Origin of the sequence: Streptomyces sp. NPDC006624 (assembly GCF_040611555.1) — a bacterium.
Lineage (GTDB): Bacteria > Actinomycetota > Actinomycetes > Streptomycetales > Streptomycetaceae > Streptomyces.
In genome coordinates this window covers 189,843-208,194 of sequence record NZ_JBEXOM010000003.1, presented here as the reverse complement: position 1 = coordinate 208,194, position 18,352 = coordinate 189,843, and the positions used below count along the sequence as shown (strand labels likewise).

At 73.6% G+C, this 18,352-nt stretch carries 13 protein-coding genes; 5 read left to right on the top strand and 8 right to left on the bottom strand.

All coding sequences use genetic code 11. The features are described from left to right. Positions 1–49: 49 nt before the first annotated feature. Together ABZY20_RS07355 and ABZY20_RS07350 are read left to right on the top strand one after the other, a co-directional pair. Complete coding sequence (locus ABZY20_RS07355; RefSeq protein ID WP_356437874.1) at positions 50–1,087, top strand: LacI family DNA-binding transcriptional regulator; 1,038 nt, start codon at positions 50–52, stop codon at positions 1,085–1,087. Positions 1,088–1,315: 228 nt separating this feature from the next. Beyond that, positions 1,316–4,291: a carbohydrate binding domain-containing protein gene (locus ABZY20_RS07350; RefSeq protein ID WP_356437872.1), complete on the top strand. Its 2,976-nt coding sequence runs from the start codon at positions 1,316–1,318 to the stop codon at positions 4,289–4,291. Positions 4,292–4,336: 45 nt separating this feature from the next. On the opposite strand, the gene ABZY20_RS07345 is transcribed toward ABZY20_RS07350, so the two are convergent. From ABZY20_RS07345 to ABZY20_RS07330, 4 genes are all read right to left on the bottom strand, one after another. After that, complete coding sequence (locus ABZY20_RS07345; protein ID WP_356437870.1) at positions 4,337–4,846, bottom strand: TspO/MBR family protein; 510 nt, start codon at positions 4,844–4,846, stop codon at positions 4,337–4,339. Between the two features lie 69 nt (positions 4,847–4,915). Beyond that, positions 4,916–5,095, bottom strand: coding sequence for a DUF6480 family protein (locus ABZY20_RS07340; protein WP_356437867.1), 180 nt, complete (start codon positions 5,093–5,095; stop codon positions 4,916–4,918). Between the two features lie 353 nt (positions 5,096–5,448). Further along, complete coding sequence (locus tag ABZY20_RS07335) at positions 5,449–6,090, bottom strand: PAS and ANTAR domain-containing protein (protein WP_356437865.1); 642 nt, start codon at positions 6,088–6,090, stop codon at positions 5,449–5,451. Positions 6,091–6,141: 51 nt separating this feature from the next. After that, positions 6,142–8,322: a SpoIIE family protein phosphatase gene (locus ABZY20_RS07330; protein WP_356437864.1), complete on the bottom strand. Its 2,181-nt coding sequence runs from the start codon at positions 8,320–8,322 to the stop codon at positions 6,142–6,144. Between the two features lie 456 nt (positions 8,323–8,778). Between ABZY20_RS07330 and ABZY20_RS07325 the strand changes: the two genes are divergently transcribed. Both ABZY20_RS07325 and ABZY20_RS07320 read left to right on the top strand, forming a co-directional pair. After that, a complete protein-coding gene (locus tag ABZY20_RS07325; protein WP_356437863.1) occupies positions 8,779–12,918 on the top strand; it encodes a SpoIIE family protein phosphatase in 4,140 nt (1,379 codons plus the stop codon). Continuing rightward, complete coding sequence (locus ABZY20_RS07320) at positions 12,918–13,235, top strand: STAS domain-containing protein (protein WP_356437862.1); 318 nt, start codon at positions 12,918–12,920, stop codon at positions 13,233–13,235. Before ABZY20_RS07325 ends, ABZY20_RS07320 begins: the two co-directional genes overlap by 1 nt. Before the next feature lie 48 nt (positions 13,236–13,283). On the opposite strand, the gene ABZY20_RS07315 is transcribed toward ABZY20_RS07320, so the two are convergent. From ABZY20_RS07315 to ABZY20_RS07300, 4 genes are all read right to left on the bottom strand, one after another. Beyond that, on the bottom strand, positions 13,284–13,610 hold the full coding sequence (locus ABZY20_RS07315) for an STAS domain-containing protein (RefSeq protein ID WP_356437860.1): 327 nt from the start codon (positions 13,608–13,610) through the stop codon (positions 13,284–13,286). Between the two features lie 110 nt (positions 13,611–13,720). Continuing rightward, positions 13,721–14,422: a response regulator gene (locus ABZY20_RS07310; RefSeq protein ID WP_356437858.1), complete on the bottom strand. Its 702-nt coding sequence runs from the start codon at positions 14,420–14,422 to the stop codon at positions 13,721–13,723. A 245-nt stretch (positions 14,423–14,667) separates the two neighbouring features. Further along, on the bottom strand, positions 14,668–15,171 hold the full coding sequence (locus tag ABZY20_RS07305) for a hypothetical protein (protein ID WP_356437856.1): 504 nt from the start codon (positions 15,169–15,171) through the stop codon (positions 14,668–14,670). Between the two features lie 74 nt (positions 15,172–15,245). Beyond that, positions 15,246–17,129 carry an ABC transporter ATP-binding protein gene (locus ABZY20_RS07300; protein WP_356438669.1) on the bottom strand — a complete coding sequence of 628 codons (1,884 nt, stop codon included), beginning with the start codon at positions 17,127–17,129 and terminating at the stop codon, positions 15,246–15,248. 309 nt (positions 17,130–17,438) lie between these two features. Here ABZY20_RS07300 and ABZY20_RS07295 point away from each other — a divergent pair, with 309 nt between their 5' ends. After that, positions 17,439–18,338, top strand: coding sequence for a lysylphosphatidylglycerol synthase domain-containing protein (locus ABZY20_RS07295; RefSeq protein WP_356438666.1), 900 nt, complete (start codon positions 17,439–17,441; stop codon positions 18,336–18,338). The last annotated feature ends 14 nt before the right edge of the window (positions 18,339–18,352 follow it).

Below are 18,352 nucleotides of genomic sequence, written 5' to 3'. Positions count from 1 at the left end.
TTCCGCACGCAGTGGGCACAGCGGCGGACGACGGGTAAAGTGCGTCGCCATGACCACGCGGCTCGCCGACATCGCAGCCCGGGCGGGCGTCAGCAAGGCGACGGTCAGCCGCGTGCTCAACGGCGCGCCCGGCGTGGCGACCCGGACCCGCGAGAACGTGCTCACCGCACTCGACGCGCTGGACTACGCGTACCCGGTCCGCCAGCGCCGCGCCGAACTGGTCGGCCTCATCACCCCGGAGTTGGACAACCCCATCTTCCCGGCGATGGCCGAGGTGATGGCGCGGGCACTGACGCGCGAGGGCTACACACCCGTGCTGGCCACGCAGACGCCGGGCGGTTCGACCGAGGACGAGCTGACGGAGATGCTGGTGAGCCGCGGGGTGAGCGGCATCGTCTTCGTCTCCGGGCTGCACGCCGACACCACCGCGGACACCGCGCGGTACGACCGGCTGCGCGAGCGGCGCGTGCCCTTCGTGCTCGTCAACGGGTTCTCGCCCCGCATCGAGGCGCCCTTCGTCTCCCCGGACGACCGGGCCGCCATGCGGCTGGCGGTGGCACACCTGGCCGAACTGGGGCACGAGCGGATCGGGCTCGCGGTGGGCCCGGGGCGTTTCGTGCCGGTGCAGCGCAAGATCGAGGGTTTCCGCACGGCCCTGTGCGAGCACCTGGGGCTGCCCGCGCAGGAGGCCGGGAGGCTGGTCCAGCACTCGCTGTTCTCCCTGGAGGGCGGCCAGGCCGCGGCGTCGGCGCTGCTCGGCCGGGGCTGCACGGCCGTCCTGTGCGCCAGCGACATGATGGCCCTCGGCGCCGTGCGGGCGGCGCGGCAGAGGGGCCTCGCGGTTCCCGGCGACATCTCCGTCGTCGGCTTCGACGACTCGCCCCTCATCGCCTTCACCGACCCTCCGCTGACCACCATCAGACAGCCCGTCAAGGCGATGGGGCAGATGGCCGTGGACGCGCTGCTGGAGGAGATGGGCGGCGCGCCGCCGCCCCGCACCGAGTTCGTCCTCATGCCGGAACTGGTGGTGCGCGGATCCACCGCCGCCGGCCCGCGGGGCGGGCCGCGCGCGGCGGGCCGGAGCTGAGCGCGGACGGCCACGGACGCCGGGGCGCAGAGGGCGCCCGCACCCGCTCCCTCACCCTTTACGCACCTGTCATGTACGAGTAATCTCCGGATGCCTGCAAGTTGTTGCTGCAACTTTTCACCACGCGGCAGCAGCGCGACACGGACGCAGGGGACCTCGAGGCGCGTCTAGGTCTCCGCCGGCGTCCCGCACGGCAGCTCCCCTCCCCCACCCCGTCTGGAGACGCGCATGAGACGCCGCCGCTCCCTCGCCCGCCCCTGGGCGGCAGGAGCCCTCGCCGCAAGCATCCTCGTCCTGCCGGTCACCACCCCCACCGCGCCCGAGGCCGCCGCCGAGCCGGTCTCCGCCACCGCCGCATCGGCCACGGTCTTCTACTACACCAAGACGAAGAACTGGACGGACCACTACCTCCACTACGCCCCCGACGGCGAAAGCTGGACCACCGCCCCCGGCAGGCGCATGGAAGCCGCCTGCACGGACTGGGTGAAGCTCACCGTCGACCTGGGGTCCGCCTCCGGACTGCAGGCGACCTTCAACGACGGCAAGGGCGTCTGGGACAACAACGGCGGGCAGAACTACGCCCTGGGCACCGGGAACATCACGGTCAAGGACGGCGCGGTGGCGCACAGCGACCCGTGCGCCGGCTCCGGCTCCGGCGAGGACCCCGGCAACGAGGCGACAGTCTACTACTCGGCCCAGACCCTCGGCTGGACCACCGCCAACCTGCACTACCAGCCCGCCGGCGGCTCCTGGACCACCGCACCCGGCGTGGGCATGGAGGCCGCCTGCGCCGGCTGGTGGAAGCGGACGGTCGGCCTGGGGTCGGCGACCTCGCTGAAGGCCGCCTTCAACAACGGCAACGGGGTCTGGGACAACAACAACGGCTCGGACTACACCCTCCCCTCCGGGACGAGCACGGTGAAGAACAACACCGTCACCCCGCAGGCGAAGGACCCGTGCGCCGCCGAGGAACCGGACACCGAGGCGCCCACCGCCCCGTCCGGCGTCCGCGCGAGCGCGACCGACACCTCCGTGGTGCTGTCCTGGAACGCCGCCACCGACAACACCGGTGTGACGAAGTACCAGGTCACCCGTACCGGCGGCACCAAGGGCAGCACGGTCACCGACGTCACCTCCACCGTGCACTCGGACACCGGTCTGGAGGAGAGGACCGCCTACACCTACACGGTCAGGGCCGTGGACGCGGCCGGGAACACCTCCGCGGCCTCCGCGGCGGCGACCGCGACCACCGGCACGAAGCCGCCCGCGCCCGCGGCGGGCGCCCAGCTGGGCACGGATCCGCGCAAGGACCCGATCTACTTCGTGATGACCGCCCGCTTCCACGACGGCGACAGCTCCAACAACCGGGGCGGCAGCCAGCACGCAAAGTCGGGCAACGCCGCCCACGACGACCCGATGTTCCGCGGCGACTTCAAGGGCCTGGTCGAGCGGCTCGACTACATCAAGGCGCTCGGCTTCTCCGCGGTCTGGATCACCCCGGTCGTCCTCAACCGCTCGGACTACGACTACCACGGCTACCACGGCTACGACTTCTACAAGGTCGACGCCCGCCTGGAGTCGGCCGGCGCGACCTACCAGGACCTGATCAACGCCGCCCACGCCAAGGGCATGAAGATCTACCAGGACGTCGTCTACAACCACAGCTCCCGCTGGGGCGCCAAGGGCCTGTTCACCCCGACCGTGTACGGCGTCCGGGACAGCCAGTGGAGCTGGTACTACGACGAGAAGAACACCGGCTTCGAGTACGACGGCCTCACCGTCGAGACCAAGTCCGGCAAGTCGTACTACAACGGCGACCTCTGGTCCACCGCCGAGCCGTCGGGCAACACCTGCCTCAACTGGGGCAAGCCCACCGGCGGCAAGAGCCCCGAGGGGTACACGCTCTACAACTGCCAGTGGCCCAGCCCGACTTCGGGCATGTTCCCGAAGGCGTACTACCACAACTGCTGGATCGGCAACTGGGAGGGCGAGGACTCCCGCTCCTGCTGGCTGCACGACGACCTCGCCGACTTCGACACCGAGTCGGCGCCCGTGCAGAACTACCTCATCGGCGCGTACGGCAAGTACATCGACATGGGCGTCGACGGCTTCCGCGTGGACACGGCCGTCCACATTCCCCGCGTCACCTGGAACCGCCGCTTCCTGCCGGCCATCCAGGAGCGCGTCACCCAGAGGTTCGGGGCCGAGGCCGCGAAGAACTTCTTCGTCTTCGGCGAGGTCGCCGCGTTCGTCAACGACAAGTGGAACCGCGGGTCCGTGAACCACTCCGCCCAGTTCTACACGTGGAAGGAACGCAAGGAGTACAGCGCCGACGACGAGAAGGCGGCCATCGAGCAGTACGACTACGAGAACGGCCAGGGCACGGGCAACCAGCCGACCTCGACCAACGCCTTCCTGAACGGCAACGCCTACCACGCGCCCGACCACAGCAAGTTCTCCGGCATGCACATCATCGACATGCGCATGCACATGAACTTCGGTGACGCGCACAACGCCTTCGGCAACGGCAAGGACTCCGACGACAGCGTCAACGACGCCACCTACAACGTCGTCTACGTCGACAGCCACGACTACGGCCCCAACAAGAGCAACGAGCGCTACACGGGCGGCACCGACGCCTGGGCGGAGAACATGTCGCTGATGTGGACCTTCCGCGGCATCCCCACCCTGTACTACGGGTCGGAGATCGAGTTCCAGAAGGGCAAGAAGATCGACTGCGGTCCCACCTGCCCCCTGGCGACCACCGGACGCGCCTACTTCGGCGACCACCTGGCCGGCTCGGTCACCGCGTCCGGCTTCGGCACGGTCGCCTCCGCGAGCGGCGCCGTCGCCACCACCCTGGACCAGCCGCTGGTGAAGCACCTGCAGCGGCTGAACCAGATCCGCCGCGCCGTGCCCGCCCTGCAGATGGGCCAGTACTCCACGGAGGGCGTCTCGGGCGGCATGGCGTTCAAGCGCCGCTACACCGGCGGCGGCACGGACAGCTTCGCGCTCGTCACCGTGACCGACGGCGCCACCTTCACCGGCATCCCCGACGGCACCTACCGGGACGCCGTCACCGGTGACACCCGGACCGTCTCCGGCGGGAGCATGACCGTCGCGGCACCCGGCAAGGGCAACCTCCGCGTCTACGTCCTCGACGGCCCGGGCAAGATCGGGACGGCCGGCCCGTACCTGAAGTAAGCGCGCCTCTCCGGCCCCGGAGCCCCGACACCGGCTCCGGGGCCGTCAGCCGTTGAGCCGCCAGATGGCGAAGTTGAGGGACGCCGCGTACAGCACCCACAGCGCGTAGGGGACGAGGAGGAGCGAGGCGGCCCGGCTGCTGCGGCGGAAGAGCAGCATCGTGGTGCCGAGCGCGGCCAGCAGCAGGCAGATGTCGAGGAACGCGAGGCCGTACTGCCCGGCCGCGAAGAACAGCGGTGTCCAGGCCAGGTTGAAGGCGAGCTGCGCGCTCCAGGCGACGATCCCCGCCCTGACCTCGGCCAGGGGGCCGCGGCGCAGAACGAGCCAGGCGGACACCGCGACGGTGGCGTACAGCACCGTCCAGACCGGGCCGAACAGCCAGGAGGGCGGGGCCCATGACGGACGGTCGAGCGAGCGGTAGGTGCTCGCGGCGTCGGACGACGCGAGTCCGCCGAGGGCGGCGACGGCGTAGCAGACCGCGAGCAGCAGGAGCAGCAGCGGCCGGCGCCGGGCGCGGCGGGGTGGCGGGGCGTTCCGGGGCAGGGTGTGCGTCACCTGGGCGTCTCCTCGGGTGTCGGCCTGGGCAGGTGCCTGGTGCCCCGGATTCCCCGCCCCACGCGGTCCTCACAGGCCCGTGACGCGCGCGACGAAGAACGCGGCGACGAGCAGGCAGCCGATCACGATCAGGGACAGCCACAGACGCGGGTGCTCCCACAGTCCGCCGTCGGGCCGTTCCGGGTGGGCCTCGGCCGTCGACCCCTCCACGGGCGGCGTCTCCCCCGGCGGGGGCAGCGGTTCGGTCATGGTCACACCTCCGGATGCCGGTCGGCCCGTTGGGCGGATACGGGTACTTCGGTGGCGTGCCCGCGATCGGATGCACCCGTACGCGGCACGGCCGAGCCCGATGCCGGCGCCCGCCGGCCGTCCGCGTCCGCCGGTGAGCGGACCTCCGTCTCCGGCGGGGAGGTGGCCAGGCCCGGCGGCCTTCCTCCGGGACCGCTTCGGCGGCGGCTCCGTGAGTCCGCGCACCGGCTCCGGCCCGGGGCTCCCGGCCCGTCGAGGCGGAAGGTCCGGTCGGCGGGTGCCAGGTCAGGGGGTGACCGCGGCGCACGTCCGCCGAGATCCCCGGCACCGAGGGTGCGGGCACGGCGGTGGAACTAGTCGGTCTCCCGGGAGTACAGGACCGCGCCGATCCGCCGCGCCGGGTCGTGCCGTCCTTCTCCCGCCGGTGCGGGTGCCGCCGCCAGGAGTTCCCGGGCGAGATCGCGGACCTTGCGGTTGGTGTCCTGGGACCGTCGGCGCAGCAGCCGCATGGCGACCTCGGCGTCCACGCCGTACCGGGCCATCAGGATCCCGCGCGCCAGGTCGATGTCCTCCTGGCTGACCCTGGCCCGGGCGACGTCGCCCTCGGCGAGATCCCGGGCGTGCGCGGCCAGCGGCTCGGTGACGTCGACGACGAAACCCCGCACCGTCACCACGTCGCCGCCGTCGTCCGTCCGGCCGTCGGCCACCAGCACGACGGCGTGCTCCTCGCCCGAGGTGTCCGTGAGGCGGTGGTAGCAGCCGAACGGCCTGCCGTCCGCGCGTACGGAGGCCAGCGCCTTCTCCACCCGTTCGCGGTCGTCGGGGTGCCAGTGCTCGCGGAACAGCTCGCTGGTCGGTTCCACCGAGTCCGGGGCGTGGCCGAGCAGGCGGTACAGCTCGTCCGACCACCACCAGGTGTCCTCGGGCACCCGGTGGACGAACACGCCGGTCAGGGCGTCCTGCGTGGCGTCGCGTCGACCGGCTCGCTGCCGCACGGCCGTCCTCCCGTCCGACACCCCTGCGACCGGGGCACCTGCCCTCCCATTCTAGGGAGGCGGGAGGGAGGCGGGCCGGGCGCCGGCGGTGATGACGAGCGCGGCCTGGTCGTCCTCGACGTCCCTGCCGCCCGCGAAACCGCGTACGTCCTCGGCCACGATCCGGACGATGTCCTCGGCGGTGGGGCGCGGGGGCGCCGCGGCGAGCGCCCCGAGCAGGCGTGCCTCGCCGTACTGCTCGGCGCTGACGGCGCGGCACTCGGTGATGCCGTCGGTGTACAGGACGAGGCTGGAACCGGGAGGCAGGGCGAACCGGCAGGCCTCGAGCCCGGGCGGGATGCCGACGCCGAGCAGCCCGCCGGGCGCCTCCACGGTGCGGACCGCCCGGTCGTCGTCCAGCAGCAGCGGCGGTGTGTGCCCGGCGCGCACGAGGTGGACGGCGAGGCCGTCGGCGACGGGGCGCAGATGCCCGTAGACGAGGGTCACGAAGCCGTTGTCCCGGTGGGCGGTGCGGTCGTGCAGCGCCTTGTCGACGGCCCGGACGACGTCGACGGGGTCGTCGAGCAGTGCGGCGACGGCGCGGGCGGTGTGGCGCACCAGGGCGGTCGTGGTGGCGGCCTTGGCGCCGCGCCCGCAGACGTCGCCCAGGATGAACGCCCAGCTGCCGTCGTCGCGGGGGAAGACGTCGTAGAAGTCACCGCCGATGTCCAGCCCTTCGCCGGCCGGGTGGTAGAAGGCGGCGAGCTGGGCGCCGGGGATGTCGGGCAGGTCGGGCAGGAGCAGGCCGGCCTGCAGGTCGCGGGCGAGGACGGCGCGCTGGGTGTACTGACGTGCGCTGTGGGCGGCCGAGGCGGCGCGGCGGGCGAGTTCCTCCGCGAGGGCGATCCTGTGGCCGTCGAAGGAGTGTCCCGGTGCGGACAGCAGGGTCAGGGTGCCGAAGGGCCGCCCGCGGTCCACCAGGGGCACGCAGACGTGGCCGGTGGTGTCGAGGCCGCCGGGACCGGCCGGGGGCAGATCGGCCACTTCGGTCGCGCCGGACAGCAGGACGCGGGCGACGGTGTCGTGGACCGGCGCGGACGCGGCGAGCCGGCTGTGCGCGGTGCCGGCCGGGGCCACGGACGCCACGCGGCGGACCCGGCCGGACTCCAGGACGTCGACGGCGGCCAGCGGCGCCAGTGCCGGGGCGGCGAGGGAGGCCAGGCGCTCCAGGATCTGCGTCTCGTTCAGCCGCCCGGACAGGGCGGTGCTCGCGGCGAGCAGGAAGGCGAGGTCGTCGCGGGCGGCCTTCTCCCTCTCCATCGCCGTCTGCCGGGCCCGCTCGGTGTGGTGGCGCTCCACGGCGAGGGCGGCGGTGTCGGCGAAGGCGCGGGCCAGGGCGAGGTCGACGTCCTGGGGCGCTCTCGGTGTGCGGTGGTAGAGGGCGAACGTGCCGAGCAGCCGGCCGTCGCGGGCGAGGATGGGCGTCGACCAGCAGGCGGCGAGTCCCGCCCGGGCGGCCAGGTCGCGGAAGTCGGTCCAGAGGGGGTCGGTGGCGATGTCGCCGACGGCCACGTGCCGGCGCCGGTGCGCGGCGGTGCCGCAGGAGCCGACGCCCTCGCCGGTGGCTATGCCGTCGATGGCCCGGTTGTAGAAGTCGGGCAGGCTGGGGGCCGCGCCGTGGCGCAGATGGCGGCCGTCCTCGTCGGCCAGCAGCACGGAGACCAGGACGTCCTGGGAGAGTTCCTCGATCGCCCGGCACATGCCGTCCAGGACGTCCGGCAGCGGCGCCTGGCGGGCGATCTGCTCGAGCAGTGCGCGCTGCTCGGCGGCCATCCGCCGGGCCTGCTGGACCGGGGTGGTCTCCACGCCGATCATCCGCACGCCGAGGACGTGGCCCCGGGGGTCGCGGCGTGCCTCGTAGGTGAAGTCGACGTAGGCCTCGCGGGCGGATCCGCCCTCGCCGAGGACGACCCGGACGTCCCGGCCGACGTGGCGCTCCCCGGTGCGGTAGACCCGGTCCAGCAGTCCGATGAAGCCCTGGGCGCTGAGCTCGGGCATGAGCTCCACCAGGGGCACACCGGTGCGTTCCCTGGATTCGCCGCCGATCGCGGCGAAGAAGGCCGGGTTCGCCGCCTCCAGCACATGGGCGGGGCCGGTCATCGACGCGAACAGCACCCTGGACGAGCCGAGCAGCAGCGAGAGGTCCTCGTCGTGGGCCCTCGCCGCGTCCCGGCCGTGCGTCTCCAGCGTCAAACGTCGCTCACCCCTGCCGTCATGTCGCCCCCGCGCCTGCCACCGCCGGCTTCCGCAACCGGGGAGGGGAGGCAGGTCCTCGTCGCGCGCGGGGCCCGGTCCTGCCCCGCCCGTCGTATGTCCCGAAACGACGTGACGCAAGCCTGCCGACGGAGTCCGCCGGCCGCGGAGGCGTGGCCGGCTCCCGGTCAGCGGCCCGCCGTCCCGCGCCGGAGCGGGCGATACGGACCGATCGGGGAGCCGATGCCCGGAGTTGCACAGTACGTGAGGAACGGACGGTCGGCCAGCACGGGTGCGCGGCGGCACCGGGCGGTCACCGCGGCGGCCGGGCGGGCACGAAGATGTCCTCGTCATCAGGTGCAGGCGACGGGCTTGCGGGCACCAGCAGGGGGTGCGAGGGCGGATCCGCTCACGTGGGCGCGGGATCCGCCGCACACCGGGAACGAGGGAGTGGCCATGGCCGGACAGGACGACGCGGAGCACAGACCGGACCGTGCCGACGTCTTCGCCGCGCACGGCGAGGTCGGCGCGGCGCTCGCCGCGGTGGACTGGGCCGCCACGCCCCTGGGTCCGCCGGACGGCTGGCCGCAGAGTCTGCGCACGGCCGTGAGCACACTGCTGTCGTCCCGTTTCTCCATGTGGATGGCGTGGGGGCCGGACCTGACGTTCTTCTGCAACGACGCCTACCGCCGCGACACCCTCGGCCGCAAGTACCCCTGGGCGCTCGGCCGCCCCGCCCGCGAGGTGTGGGCCGAGGTGTGGGACGACGCCGCGCCGCGCATCGACAGTGTGCTGGCGACGGGACGGGCCACGTGGGACGAGGCCCTGCTGCTGTTCCTGGAGCGGTCGGGATACCCGGAGGAGACGTACCACACGTTCTCCTACAGCCCGCTGCGGGACGACTGCGGCGCGGTCGTGGGGATGCTGTGCGTGGTCAGCGAGGAGACCACGCGGGTCGTCGGCGACCGGCGCATGACCACGCTGCGCGAACTGGGCTCCGACCCGGAGGTGGCGCGCACCGAGCAGGAGGCGCTGGACTTCGCCGCCCACCAGCTCGCGCGCAACCCCCAGGACCTGCCGTTCACCTGCACCTACCTCTTCCAGGACGACGGCTCGGCGCGCCTGGCCGCCGCCACCGGGCTCCCGGACGGCCATCCGGCCGCGCCGCCGGTCCTGCGGTGCGACGATCCCGGGGCCGTGTGGCCGGCGGCGCGGCCGGCCGGGGGCGAGCGGGTGCTGGTGGACCTGGACGGTCCGGCGTTCGGGGACCTGCCCGCCGGTGCCTGGCCGCGGCCCCCGGCCCGGGCGCTGGTGGTGCCGCTGCTGCGGCAGGGCGATTCGCCGTACGGGTTCCTGGTGGCGGGGCTCAACCGGTACCGGCCGCCGGACGACACGTACCACGGCTTCGTCGAGCTGGTCGCGAACCATGTGGCGGCCGGTGTCGGCAGCGCGCGCAGCTACGCGGCGCAGCAGCGCCGGGCCGAGGAGCTGGCCGAGCTGGACCGGGCGAAGACCGCGTTCTTCTCCAACATCAGCCACGAGTTCCGCACCCCCCTGACACTGATCATGGGCCCGGTGGAGGAGCTGCTGGCGCGGCGGGGCGACGACCCGGGGCTGCGGGAGGAGCTGGAGGCCATCCGCCGCAACGGGCTGCGGATGGGCAAGCTGGTCAACGCGCTGCTGGACTTCTCGCGCATCGAGGCGGGCCGGATGCGGGCGGTCTACGAGCCGGTCGACCTGGCCGCGGTGACCGCGGAGCTGGCGAGCGTCTTCCGTTCCGCCGTCGACAAGGCGGGGCTGGCCTTCGAGGTGGAGTGCCCGCCGCTGGACCGGCCCGTGCACCTGGACCGCGGCATGTGGGAGAAGGTGGTGCTGAACCTGCTCAGCAACGCGCTGAAGTTCACCTTCGAGGGCACGATCCGGGTCGCCGTGGGCGCGGTGGACGGCCATGCCCAGGTGACCGTGTCCGACACCGGCATCGGGGTGCCCGCCGAGGAGATGCCGAGGCTGTTCGAGCGGTTCCACCGGATCGAGAGCACCCGCTCCCGGTCCAACGAGGGCAGCGGTATCGGCCTGGCCCTGGTGAAGGAGCTGGTGGGGCTGCACGGCGGGACGATCAGCGCGGACAGCGCCGAGGGGCGGGGCACCACGTTCACCGTCCGGCTGCCCTTCGGCACCGCGCACCTGCCCGCCGAGGGCGTGGCCGCGGCCACCGGGTCGGCCCGGCTGTCGGCCGCGGACCCGTTCGTGCAGGAGGCGCTCCGCTGGCTGCCGAACGCCTCCTGCTCCGCTGTGGCGGCGGTCCGGCAGGCGCCCGAGGGCACTCCGGCCGCCGTGGGTGCCGCGCGGGTGGTGGTCGCCGACGACAACGCGGACATGCGCGAGTACCTGCAGCGCCTGCTGACGGGGGCCGGGTACCGGGTGACCACCGTGACCGACGGGACCAGCGCCCTGGACGCCGTCCGGGCCGACCCGCCCGACCTGGTGGTCAGCGACGTGATGATGCCGGGTCTGGACGGTCTCGCGCTGGTCGCGGCGCTGCGGTCCGATCCGCGCACGGCGTCGATCCCCGTGGTGCTGCTGTCTGCGCGCGCCGGTCAGGAGGCCTCCATCGAGGGTCTGCAGGCGGGTGCCGACGACTATCTCGTGAAGCCGTTCGCCGCCGCCGAGCTGCTGGCGCGGGTGCGCGCGAACGTGGAGCTGGCGCGGCTGCGCACCCATCACCTGCGGTGGCGCACCGCCCTGATCGACTCGCTCCAGGAGGCCTTCTTCGTCTGCGACGAGGAAGGGTCGGTCATCGAGATCAACACGGCGTTCACCGAGATGCTCGGCTACCCGCCCGAGGGGCTGCCGTACCGGCCGGTGCAGCCGTGGTGGCCCGAGGCGGAGACCGATCCCGACGCGTACCGGCAGGTCAGGGAGGCCTTCGACCCGCTGAGGAGCGGTCCGCGGGAGACCCGTGCGATACCCGTGCGGCACCGTGACGGCCACCGGCTGTGGGTGAGCGCGACGTTCAACACGGCGGAGGACCCCGACACCGGGCGCCGGATGGCGGTGGGCACCTTCCGGGACGTGACCGCGGAGCACTACGCCGTCCAGCGGGAGACCGCGCTGGCGGCCCTGAGCACGCGGCTGTCGGAGGCCGCGGGCCTGACCGAGGCGCTCGCCGGGGCGCTGCTGGAGCTGAAGGGGCTGTGGCGGGCGCGGAACGTGCTGGCCGTGGTCTTCGCCCCGCGCGGCGAACCGGTGGTGACCGCCACCGACGCGTCCCTGACGTGGACGGCGCTGCCCGACGGGCGGCGGCGATTCCTCGAGGAGCTGCGGCGCCAGCCCCTGCTGACCCCGGTCGCCGCCGAGGGCGGGGCGGGCATCCTCCTCGGGCACCCGCACGGCCCGCTGGCGCTCTGGGTGGACCTGGGCGAGCGGCGGCCCTTCACCGGCGAGGACCAGTTGCTGCTGACCCTGCTGGCCGGGCACCTCGCGCAGGGGCTGGTCCGCGTCCACCAGATCGACCAGCAGCGCGAGACGGCCATCGCCCTGCAGCGCGCCATCCTGGGCCCGTCGCGCCTCCCGGCCGGTTTCGCCGTGCGCTACGAGCCCGCCACCACGCCCCTGGAGGTCGGCGGCGACTGGTACGACACGGTGAGCCTGCCCGACGGCCGTATCGGCATCGTCGTCGGCGACTGCGTCGGGCACGGTCTGGAGGCGGCCAGCGTCATGGGGCAGCTGCGCAGCGCGTGCCGGGCGCTGCTGCTGCAGGAGCCGAACCCGGCGCGCACCCTGATGGCGCTGGACCAGTTCGCCGCGGGCGTTCCCGGTGCCGTGTGCACGACCGTGTTCTGCGGTGTGCTGGAGCCGGCCACCGGGCGGCTGGTGTATTCGAGCGCGGGGCACCCGCCGGGGATCCTCGCCCTGCCGGACGGCACGGTCCGGCTGCTGGAGGAGGGCCGCGCCCTGCCGCTGGCGGTCCGTCCCGGGCGGGAGCGGCCGCAGGCCACCTGCACGGTGCCGGGCCGCGGCACGCTGCTGCTGTACACGGACGGGCTCGTCGAGCGCCGCCGCCGCTCCCTGGCCGTCGGGATGGAGGAGGCCGGCCGGGCGGTGCAGGAGGGGCGGGACGCCGGGGTGGAGGAACTGGCCTCGCGGATCATGAGGCGCCTCGAACCCGAGGGTGGGTACACCGATGACGTGGCCCTGCTGCTGTACCACCACCCGGTGCCGCTGGAGGTGGCGTTCCCCGCCGAGTCGGCGCAGCTCTCCGTGGTGCGCAGGGCGCTGCGGGACTGGCTGGAGCAATGCGCGCTGCCCCGCCACATCGTCCAGAACGTCCTGGTCGCGGCGGGTGAGGCGTGCGCCAACGCGATAGAGCACGGGCATCGCGACGACCCCGGGGGCACCATCCGCCTCAGTGCTCGCGCCCACAGCCACGATCTGTGCGTCACCGTCGCCGACACCGGCCGCTGGAAGGACCCCCGGCCCGAGCAGAACCTGCACCGCGGACGCGGCGTGAAGCTGATGCGGGCGTTGATGCAGCGGGTCACCATGACGCCGGGCCCGAACGGCACCGTCGTAGAGATGCAGACGAGGACCGATTGATGACCAGCCCCCTGACCCTGTCCCACGCTCGGCGCGCCGACGGCGCGTCCGTCCTGACGGTCGTAGGGGAGATCGACCAGAGCAACGCCGACGCGTTGGCGGCCGCCCTGGACGAGGCCCGCGGGGCCGTCGTCCTGGACCTGACGGGGGTGGAGTATCTCGACAGCGCGGGCCTGAACGTGCTGTTCGCCCGCAGCGCCGGGCTGGAGCTGGTGGTGCCGCCGCTGCTGGCGCCGGTGCTCGCCGTGTCGGGGCTGGCGGAGCTGGTCCCGGTGCACGGACCGGGGGGGCCTGGGTCCGGCGCCTCCCCGCGATGACGGGGCGACGGCGGTGTGACGGGGGTCGGGTGCGCGGAAGCGGTGGGGTCAGGCGGTGGCGGCCGGGCCGGCGGGCTTGAGCGATATGACGGTGTCGAGCCCGAGGACGCCGAACATGCGGAGCAGGCCGTCGTGCAGCCCGATGACGCTGAGCGAGCCGCCGGCCTCGTCCAGCCGCTGGTACCAGCCCACCAGGGCGCTGACGCCGGTGGAGTCCATGTGCAGGGTGTGCGACGCGTCCAGGACCAGGTGGCGGCACCCGGAGTCGATCAGTGCGTGCACCGCGGTCACGACCGAGGGCGCCGTGTAGAGGTCGACGTCCTCGGGCAGTTCCGCCACGACGCGGTCGCCCTCACGCTCGCTGATGTGCAGCACCCTGGTGCCTCCCCGTCCTGTGCGATGGCCAGCACTGTCGCCCCCAGGCTACCGGGTGCCGTCCCCCGGCCCGGCGGAGCCGCCCTCGCGGGCGGCGCCTCCCGCCCGGGTCAGGCCCGCCAGCCGTAGCGGCGTTCCGGCCGCCCCGCCGCCCCGTAGCGCAGGGAGACCTCCGCGCTGCCGGTGCTGTGGAAGTACTCCAGGTAGCGGCGGGCGCTGACGCGGGACACACCGGTCAGGGCGGCGCACTCGGTGGCCGACAGGGTGCCGTCGGCCTCGCGCAGGGCCCGTTCGACGAGCCCGGCGGTCTCCACGCTCATGCCCTTGGGCAGGGTGTGGGCCGGTGCGGGCGCGAACGCGCCGGCCAGGACGCGGTCGATGTCGGCCTGGCCGCGCACCACCGTCGTCAGCAGCCGGCCCCGCTGGGCGGCGTAGCGCTGCAGCCGGGAGCGCAGTTCCTCCAGGTCGAAGGGCTTGAGGAGGTAGTCGACCACACCGCGGCGGACGGCGCCGCGGACGGTTTCGGCCTCCCGCGCGGCACTGATGACCATGATGTCGCAGTCATGGCCGGCGGCGCGCAGCCGCGGGATGACGTCCAGGCCGAAGAGGTCCGGCAGGTACAGGTCGAGCAGGACGAGGTCGGGGCGCAGTTCGTCCACGGCCTCGATCGCCTGGGCGCCGGTGTGGGCGACCCCGACGACGCGGAACGGCTCGACGCGTTCGACGAAGGCGCGGTGGATCCTGGCCACCATGAAGTCGTCGTCGACCACGAGGACGTCGATCGCGTCCGGGGTGTCGCTGCCCGCGGTCACGGGGCCGCTCCTTCCGCCACCGTGCCGCTCCGGCGCCCTTGGGCGGGGTCGGGCGTGGCCCGCGGGCGGGCGGCGACGGCGGGCCGGAGCACCGGCGTCCGGCCCGTGAGCGGAGGGTGACGGAAGATGGTGACCACGGTGAACTCACTCTTCGATGCCGGCGCAGGGTGGGGCGGCTCATGTGCCGAGTCGCACAATCATGACGCCCACCAGCGGAAATCGAAAGAGAGGCGGCGCGGAGGGGGTTATTCGTGCCGCTTGGGCCCGATGCCCTGCAGGTCCCGGATCGTGCCGCCCAGTTTCGGGCGGAGGGACTCCAGCAGCTCCGGCTCGGCGCTGACCACCCAGCGCATCCCGACGAGGTGGGTGCCGCCGTAGACGGCGGCCGACTCCAGCCAGGTCTCCTTGAGTCTCTCCTCGGGGAAGGTGGTGATGAGGTAGTCGCCCTGCTCGGTGCGGCACACGCCCTCGCGCAGTTCGTCCGCCTCGGTGCGGATCTTCGCCGTGCAGCCGGTCAGTCCGGCGATCACCTCCACCTTCGCGGGCGCGACGACCCCGGCGGCGGGAGCGGCGGACACGCCCGGTGCCGCGGTTCCGCCCCCACCGGCGGCTTTCCCCTCCTCACCGCCGCCGCAGGCGGTGAGGAGGGCGAGCGCGGCCAGGACGCCGGCCGCGGCGGTCGCGCGGAGCCGGCCGGCCCGGGCGGGGGTCCGGCGGCCGGATCGTGGGAGCGGTTGCTGCTGGGACACGTCGCCTCTCCGGGTCACTGCGGGCAGGAGTACTCGACAGGAGTACGCGCAGGCCCGGCCCGGTGTTCACGCCGCTACGCGGCCTCCTCCGCCTCGGCCACGGGCTCCGCGCCGAACTGGGTGCGGTACAGCTCCGCGTACCGCTGCCCCGCCGCCAGCAGCTCCTCGTGCGTGCCCCGCTCCACGATGCGTCCCGCCTCGACGACGAGGATCTGGTCCGCCGCCCTGACGGTGGACAGGCGGTGGGCGATGACCACCGCGGTGCGGTCCGCGAGGGCCTCGGTGAGGGCTTCCTGCACCGCCGCCTCGGAGGTGTTGTCGAGGTGGGCGGTGGCCTCGTCGAGGATGACGACGCGCTGGCGGGCCAGCAGCAGGCGGGCGATGGTCATGCGCTGGCGTTCCCCTCCGGACAGGCGGTAGCCGCGTTCGCCGACGACGGTGTCGAGGCCGTCGGGCAGGGAGCGGACGAGGCCGTCGAGGCGGGCCCGGCGCAGCGCGTCCCACAGGTCGGCCTCCGCGGCCCCGGGCCGGGCCAGCAGGAGGTTGGCGCGGACGGTGTCGTGGAAGAGGTGCCCGTCCTGCGTGACCATGCCGAGGGTCTCGCGCAGGGACCGCGCCGTGAGGTCGCGGACGTCGACGCCGCCGACGCGCACGGCGCCCTCGTCGGCGTCGTACAGGCGCGGCAGCAGCTGCGCGATCGTCGACTTGCCGGCGCCGGAGGAGCCGACGAGCGCCACCGTCTGCCCCGGTTCGGCGCGGAAGGAGATGCCGCGCAGGACCTCGTCGCCGCCCCGTCCGTCCAGGGTGGCGACCTCCTCCAGGGAGGCCAGGGAGACCTTGTCGGCGGCGGGGTAGCCGAAGCGGACCTCCTCGAACTCGACCGCCACGGGACCCTCGGGCACCGCCCGGGCGTCCGGCTTCTCCGCGATGAGCGGCTTCAGGTCGAGCACCTCGAAGACGCGCTCGAAGCTCACCAGGGCGCTCATCACCTCGACGCGCGCTCCGGCGAGCGCCGTCAGCGGCGCGTACAGCCGGGTCAGGAGCAGCGCGAGCGACACGACCGCGCCCGCCTCCAGGGTGCCGCGCAGGGCGAGGTAGCCGCCGAGGCCGTAGACCAGGGCCAGGGCGAGGGCGGAGACCAGGGTGAGGGCGGTGATGAAGGCCGCCTGCGCGGTGGCCGTGCGCACGCCGATGTCGGCGACCCGGTGCGCTCGTTCGGCGAACTCCCGCGACTCCTCGTCGGGCCGGCCGAACAGCTTGACGAGGGTGGCGCCGGGTGCGGAGAAGCGCTCGGTCATCCGGGTTCCCATCGCCGCGTTCAGCGTGGCCGCCTCCCGCTGCATCCGGGCCATCCGGCTGCCCATGCGGCGGGCCGGGATCACGAACACCGGCAGCAGCACCAGCGCGAGCAGCGTGATCTGCCAGGACAGGGTGAGCATCACGGCGAGGGTGAGCAGCAGCGTGACGAGGTTGCTGACCACTCCGGACAGGGTGTTGCTGAACGCGCGCTGGGCGCCGATGACGTCGTTGTTGAGTCGCGAGACGAGAGCGCCCGTACGAGTGCGTGTGAAGAACGCCACCGGCATGCGCTGCACATGGTCGAAGACGGCGGTGCGCAGATCGAGGATGAGGTGCTCGCCGAGCCTCGCCGAGAGCCGCCGGCCGAGGATGCCGAGCACCGCCTCCGCCACCGCGATCAGCGCGATGAGCAGCGCCAGCCGTACGACGGTGTCCTCGTCGCCGTCCGAGACGATCACGTCCACCACCCGCCCGGCCAGGACGGGCGTCGCCACGGCGAGCAGGGCGGTCCCTACGCCGAGGAGGACGAAGAGGAGGATGCGGCGCCGGTGCGGGCGGGCGAACGTGCCGATGCGGCGCAGCGTGGCCAGGGCGAAGGGGCGCCGATCCGCCTGGGCGTTCATGACGCTGTGCAGTTGGGTCCACGCTGTGGTCTCCATGCTCATGGGAGCGAACCTAGAACCTCAAGCAACATCGAGGTCAAGGCGCTCGCGCATTTCGCCGCCATACCGCACAATCAGCCCGACTCCCCTCTCCCCGTTTCCCGCGCGAAGGCCCCGATGACGCTTCCCACGCAGCCGCTTCCCGCGCGCAATGCGCAGGCTCCGCTCCGGCAACCCGCCGTTGGCCCGGAATGGGGAACCTCTGCGGATGTGACAGCGGTTCAACTCCCCGACACCCGCCCCGGCATCCGCCCGGGACGACTCCCCCTGCGCGTCCCGGTCCGCCGTCTGCGGCAGATCCTGTGCCTGCTTCCGCTCCTGCTCGTCACCGTGGTCGCGGTGCGGCACCGCTCGGTGCTCGCCGAGGGCTTCGCGCATCTGGGCACCGCCGAGTGGCCGTGGCTGCTGGCCGCGGCCGGGACGACCTGTCTGACCTGGGTCGCCGCGTCCTGCACCCGGCAGGGCGCGGTCGTCGAGCGGCTGCCCCGACGGCGGCTGCTGGCCACGCAGTTCGCGGCGGGCGCGGCCAACCACCTGCTGCCGACGGGGCTGGGCGCGAGCGCGGTCAACCTGCGGTTCATGACCGTGTGCGGGCTGCCGCTCGCCCGCTCCTCGGCCGCTCTCGCGCTGTATCTGCTGGCGGAGAGCGTGGGCCGGGTGGCCCTGCTGGGCGCTCTGCTGCTGGCGTTCCCCGACGCGTTGCGGCTCGGCGCGCTGGTGCCGGAGACGGCGTTCGGGCCGCTGCTGGCCGGTGCCGGCGCGCTGGTCGTTCTCGTGGTGGCCGTGCTGGTCCTGGTGCGGCGGGTGCGTTCGGCGCTGGTGTCCTTCCTGCGCACGGCCCTCGGTGAGGCGCGTTCGGTGCACACCCGTCCGGCCCGTGCCCTGGCGCTGTGGGGCGGGTCGTTCGCCTTCCCGGCGCTGCAGGCCTCCGTGCTGGTGCTGGTGGGGCAGGGGCTGGGGCTGGACGTGCCGGCCGCGCACATGGCGGTGGCGTACCTGGCGGCGACGGTCGCCGTGGCACTGGTGCCCACGCCGGGCGGCATCGGCTCGGTGGAGGCGGCGCTGGTCGTGGCGCTGGTCGCGGCGGGCGGCCCGGCGGCGGTGGCCACGGCCGTGGTCCTGGCGTTCCGGGTCATCACCGTCTGGCTGCCGCTGCTGCCAGGCGCGCTGACGCTCGCGGCTCTGGTGCGGCTGAAGGTGATCTGACCGCGGTGGCGTGC

What these genes read in the sequence shown, in the direction of transcription:
- ABZY20_RS07355 (WP_356437874.1), top strand. Translation starts at nt 50, where the DNA reads ATGACCACGCGGCTCGCCGACATCGCAGCCCGGGCGGGCGTCAGCAAG.
- ABZY20_RS07350 (WP_356437872.1), top strand. Translation starts at nt 1,316, where the DNA reads ATGAGACGCCGCCGCTCCCTCGCCCGCCCCTGGGCGGCAGGAGCCCTC.
- ABZY20_RS07340 (WP_356437867.1), bottom strand. Translation starts at nt 5,095, where the DNA reads ATGACCGAACCGCTGCCCCCGCCGGGGGAGACGCCGCCCGTGGAGGGG.
- ABZY20_RS07325 (WP_356437863.1), top strand. Translation starts at nt 8,779, where the DNA reads ATGGCCGGACAGGACGACGCGGAGCACAGACCGGACCGTGCCGACGTC.
- ABZY20_RS07320 (WP_356437862.1), top strand. Translation starts at nt 12,918, where the DNA reads ATGACCAGCCCCCTGACCCTGTCCCACGCTCGGCGCGCCGACGGCGCG.
- ABZY20_RS07300 (WP_356438669.1), bottom strand. Translation starts at nt 17,129, where the DNA reads ATGGAGACCACAGCGTGGACCCAACTGCACAGCGTCATGAACGCCCAG.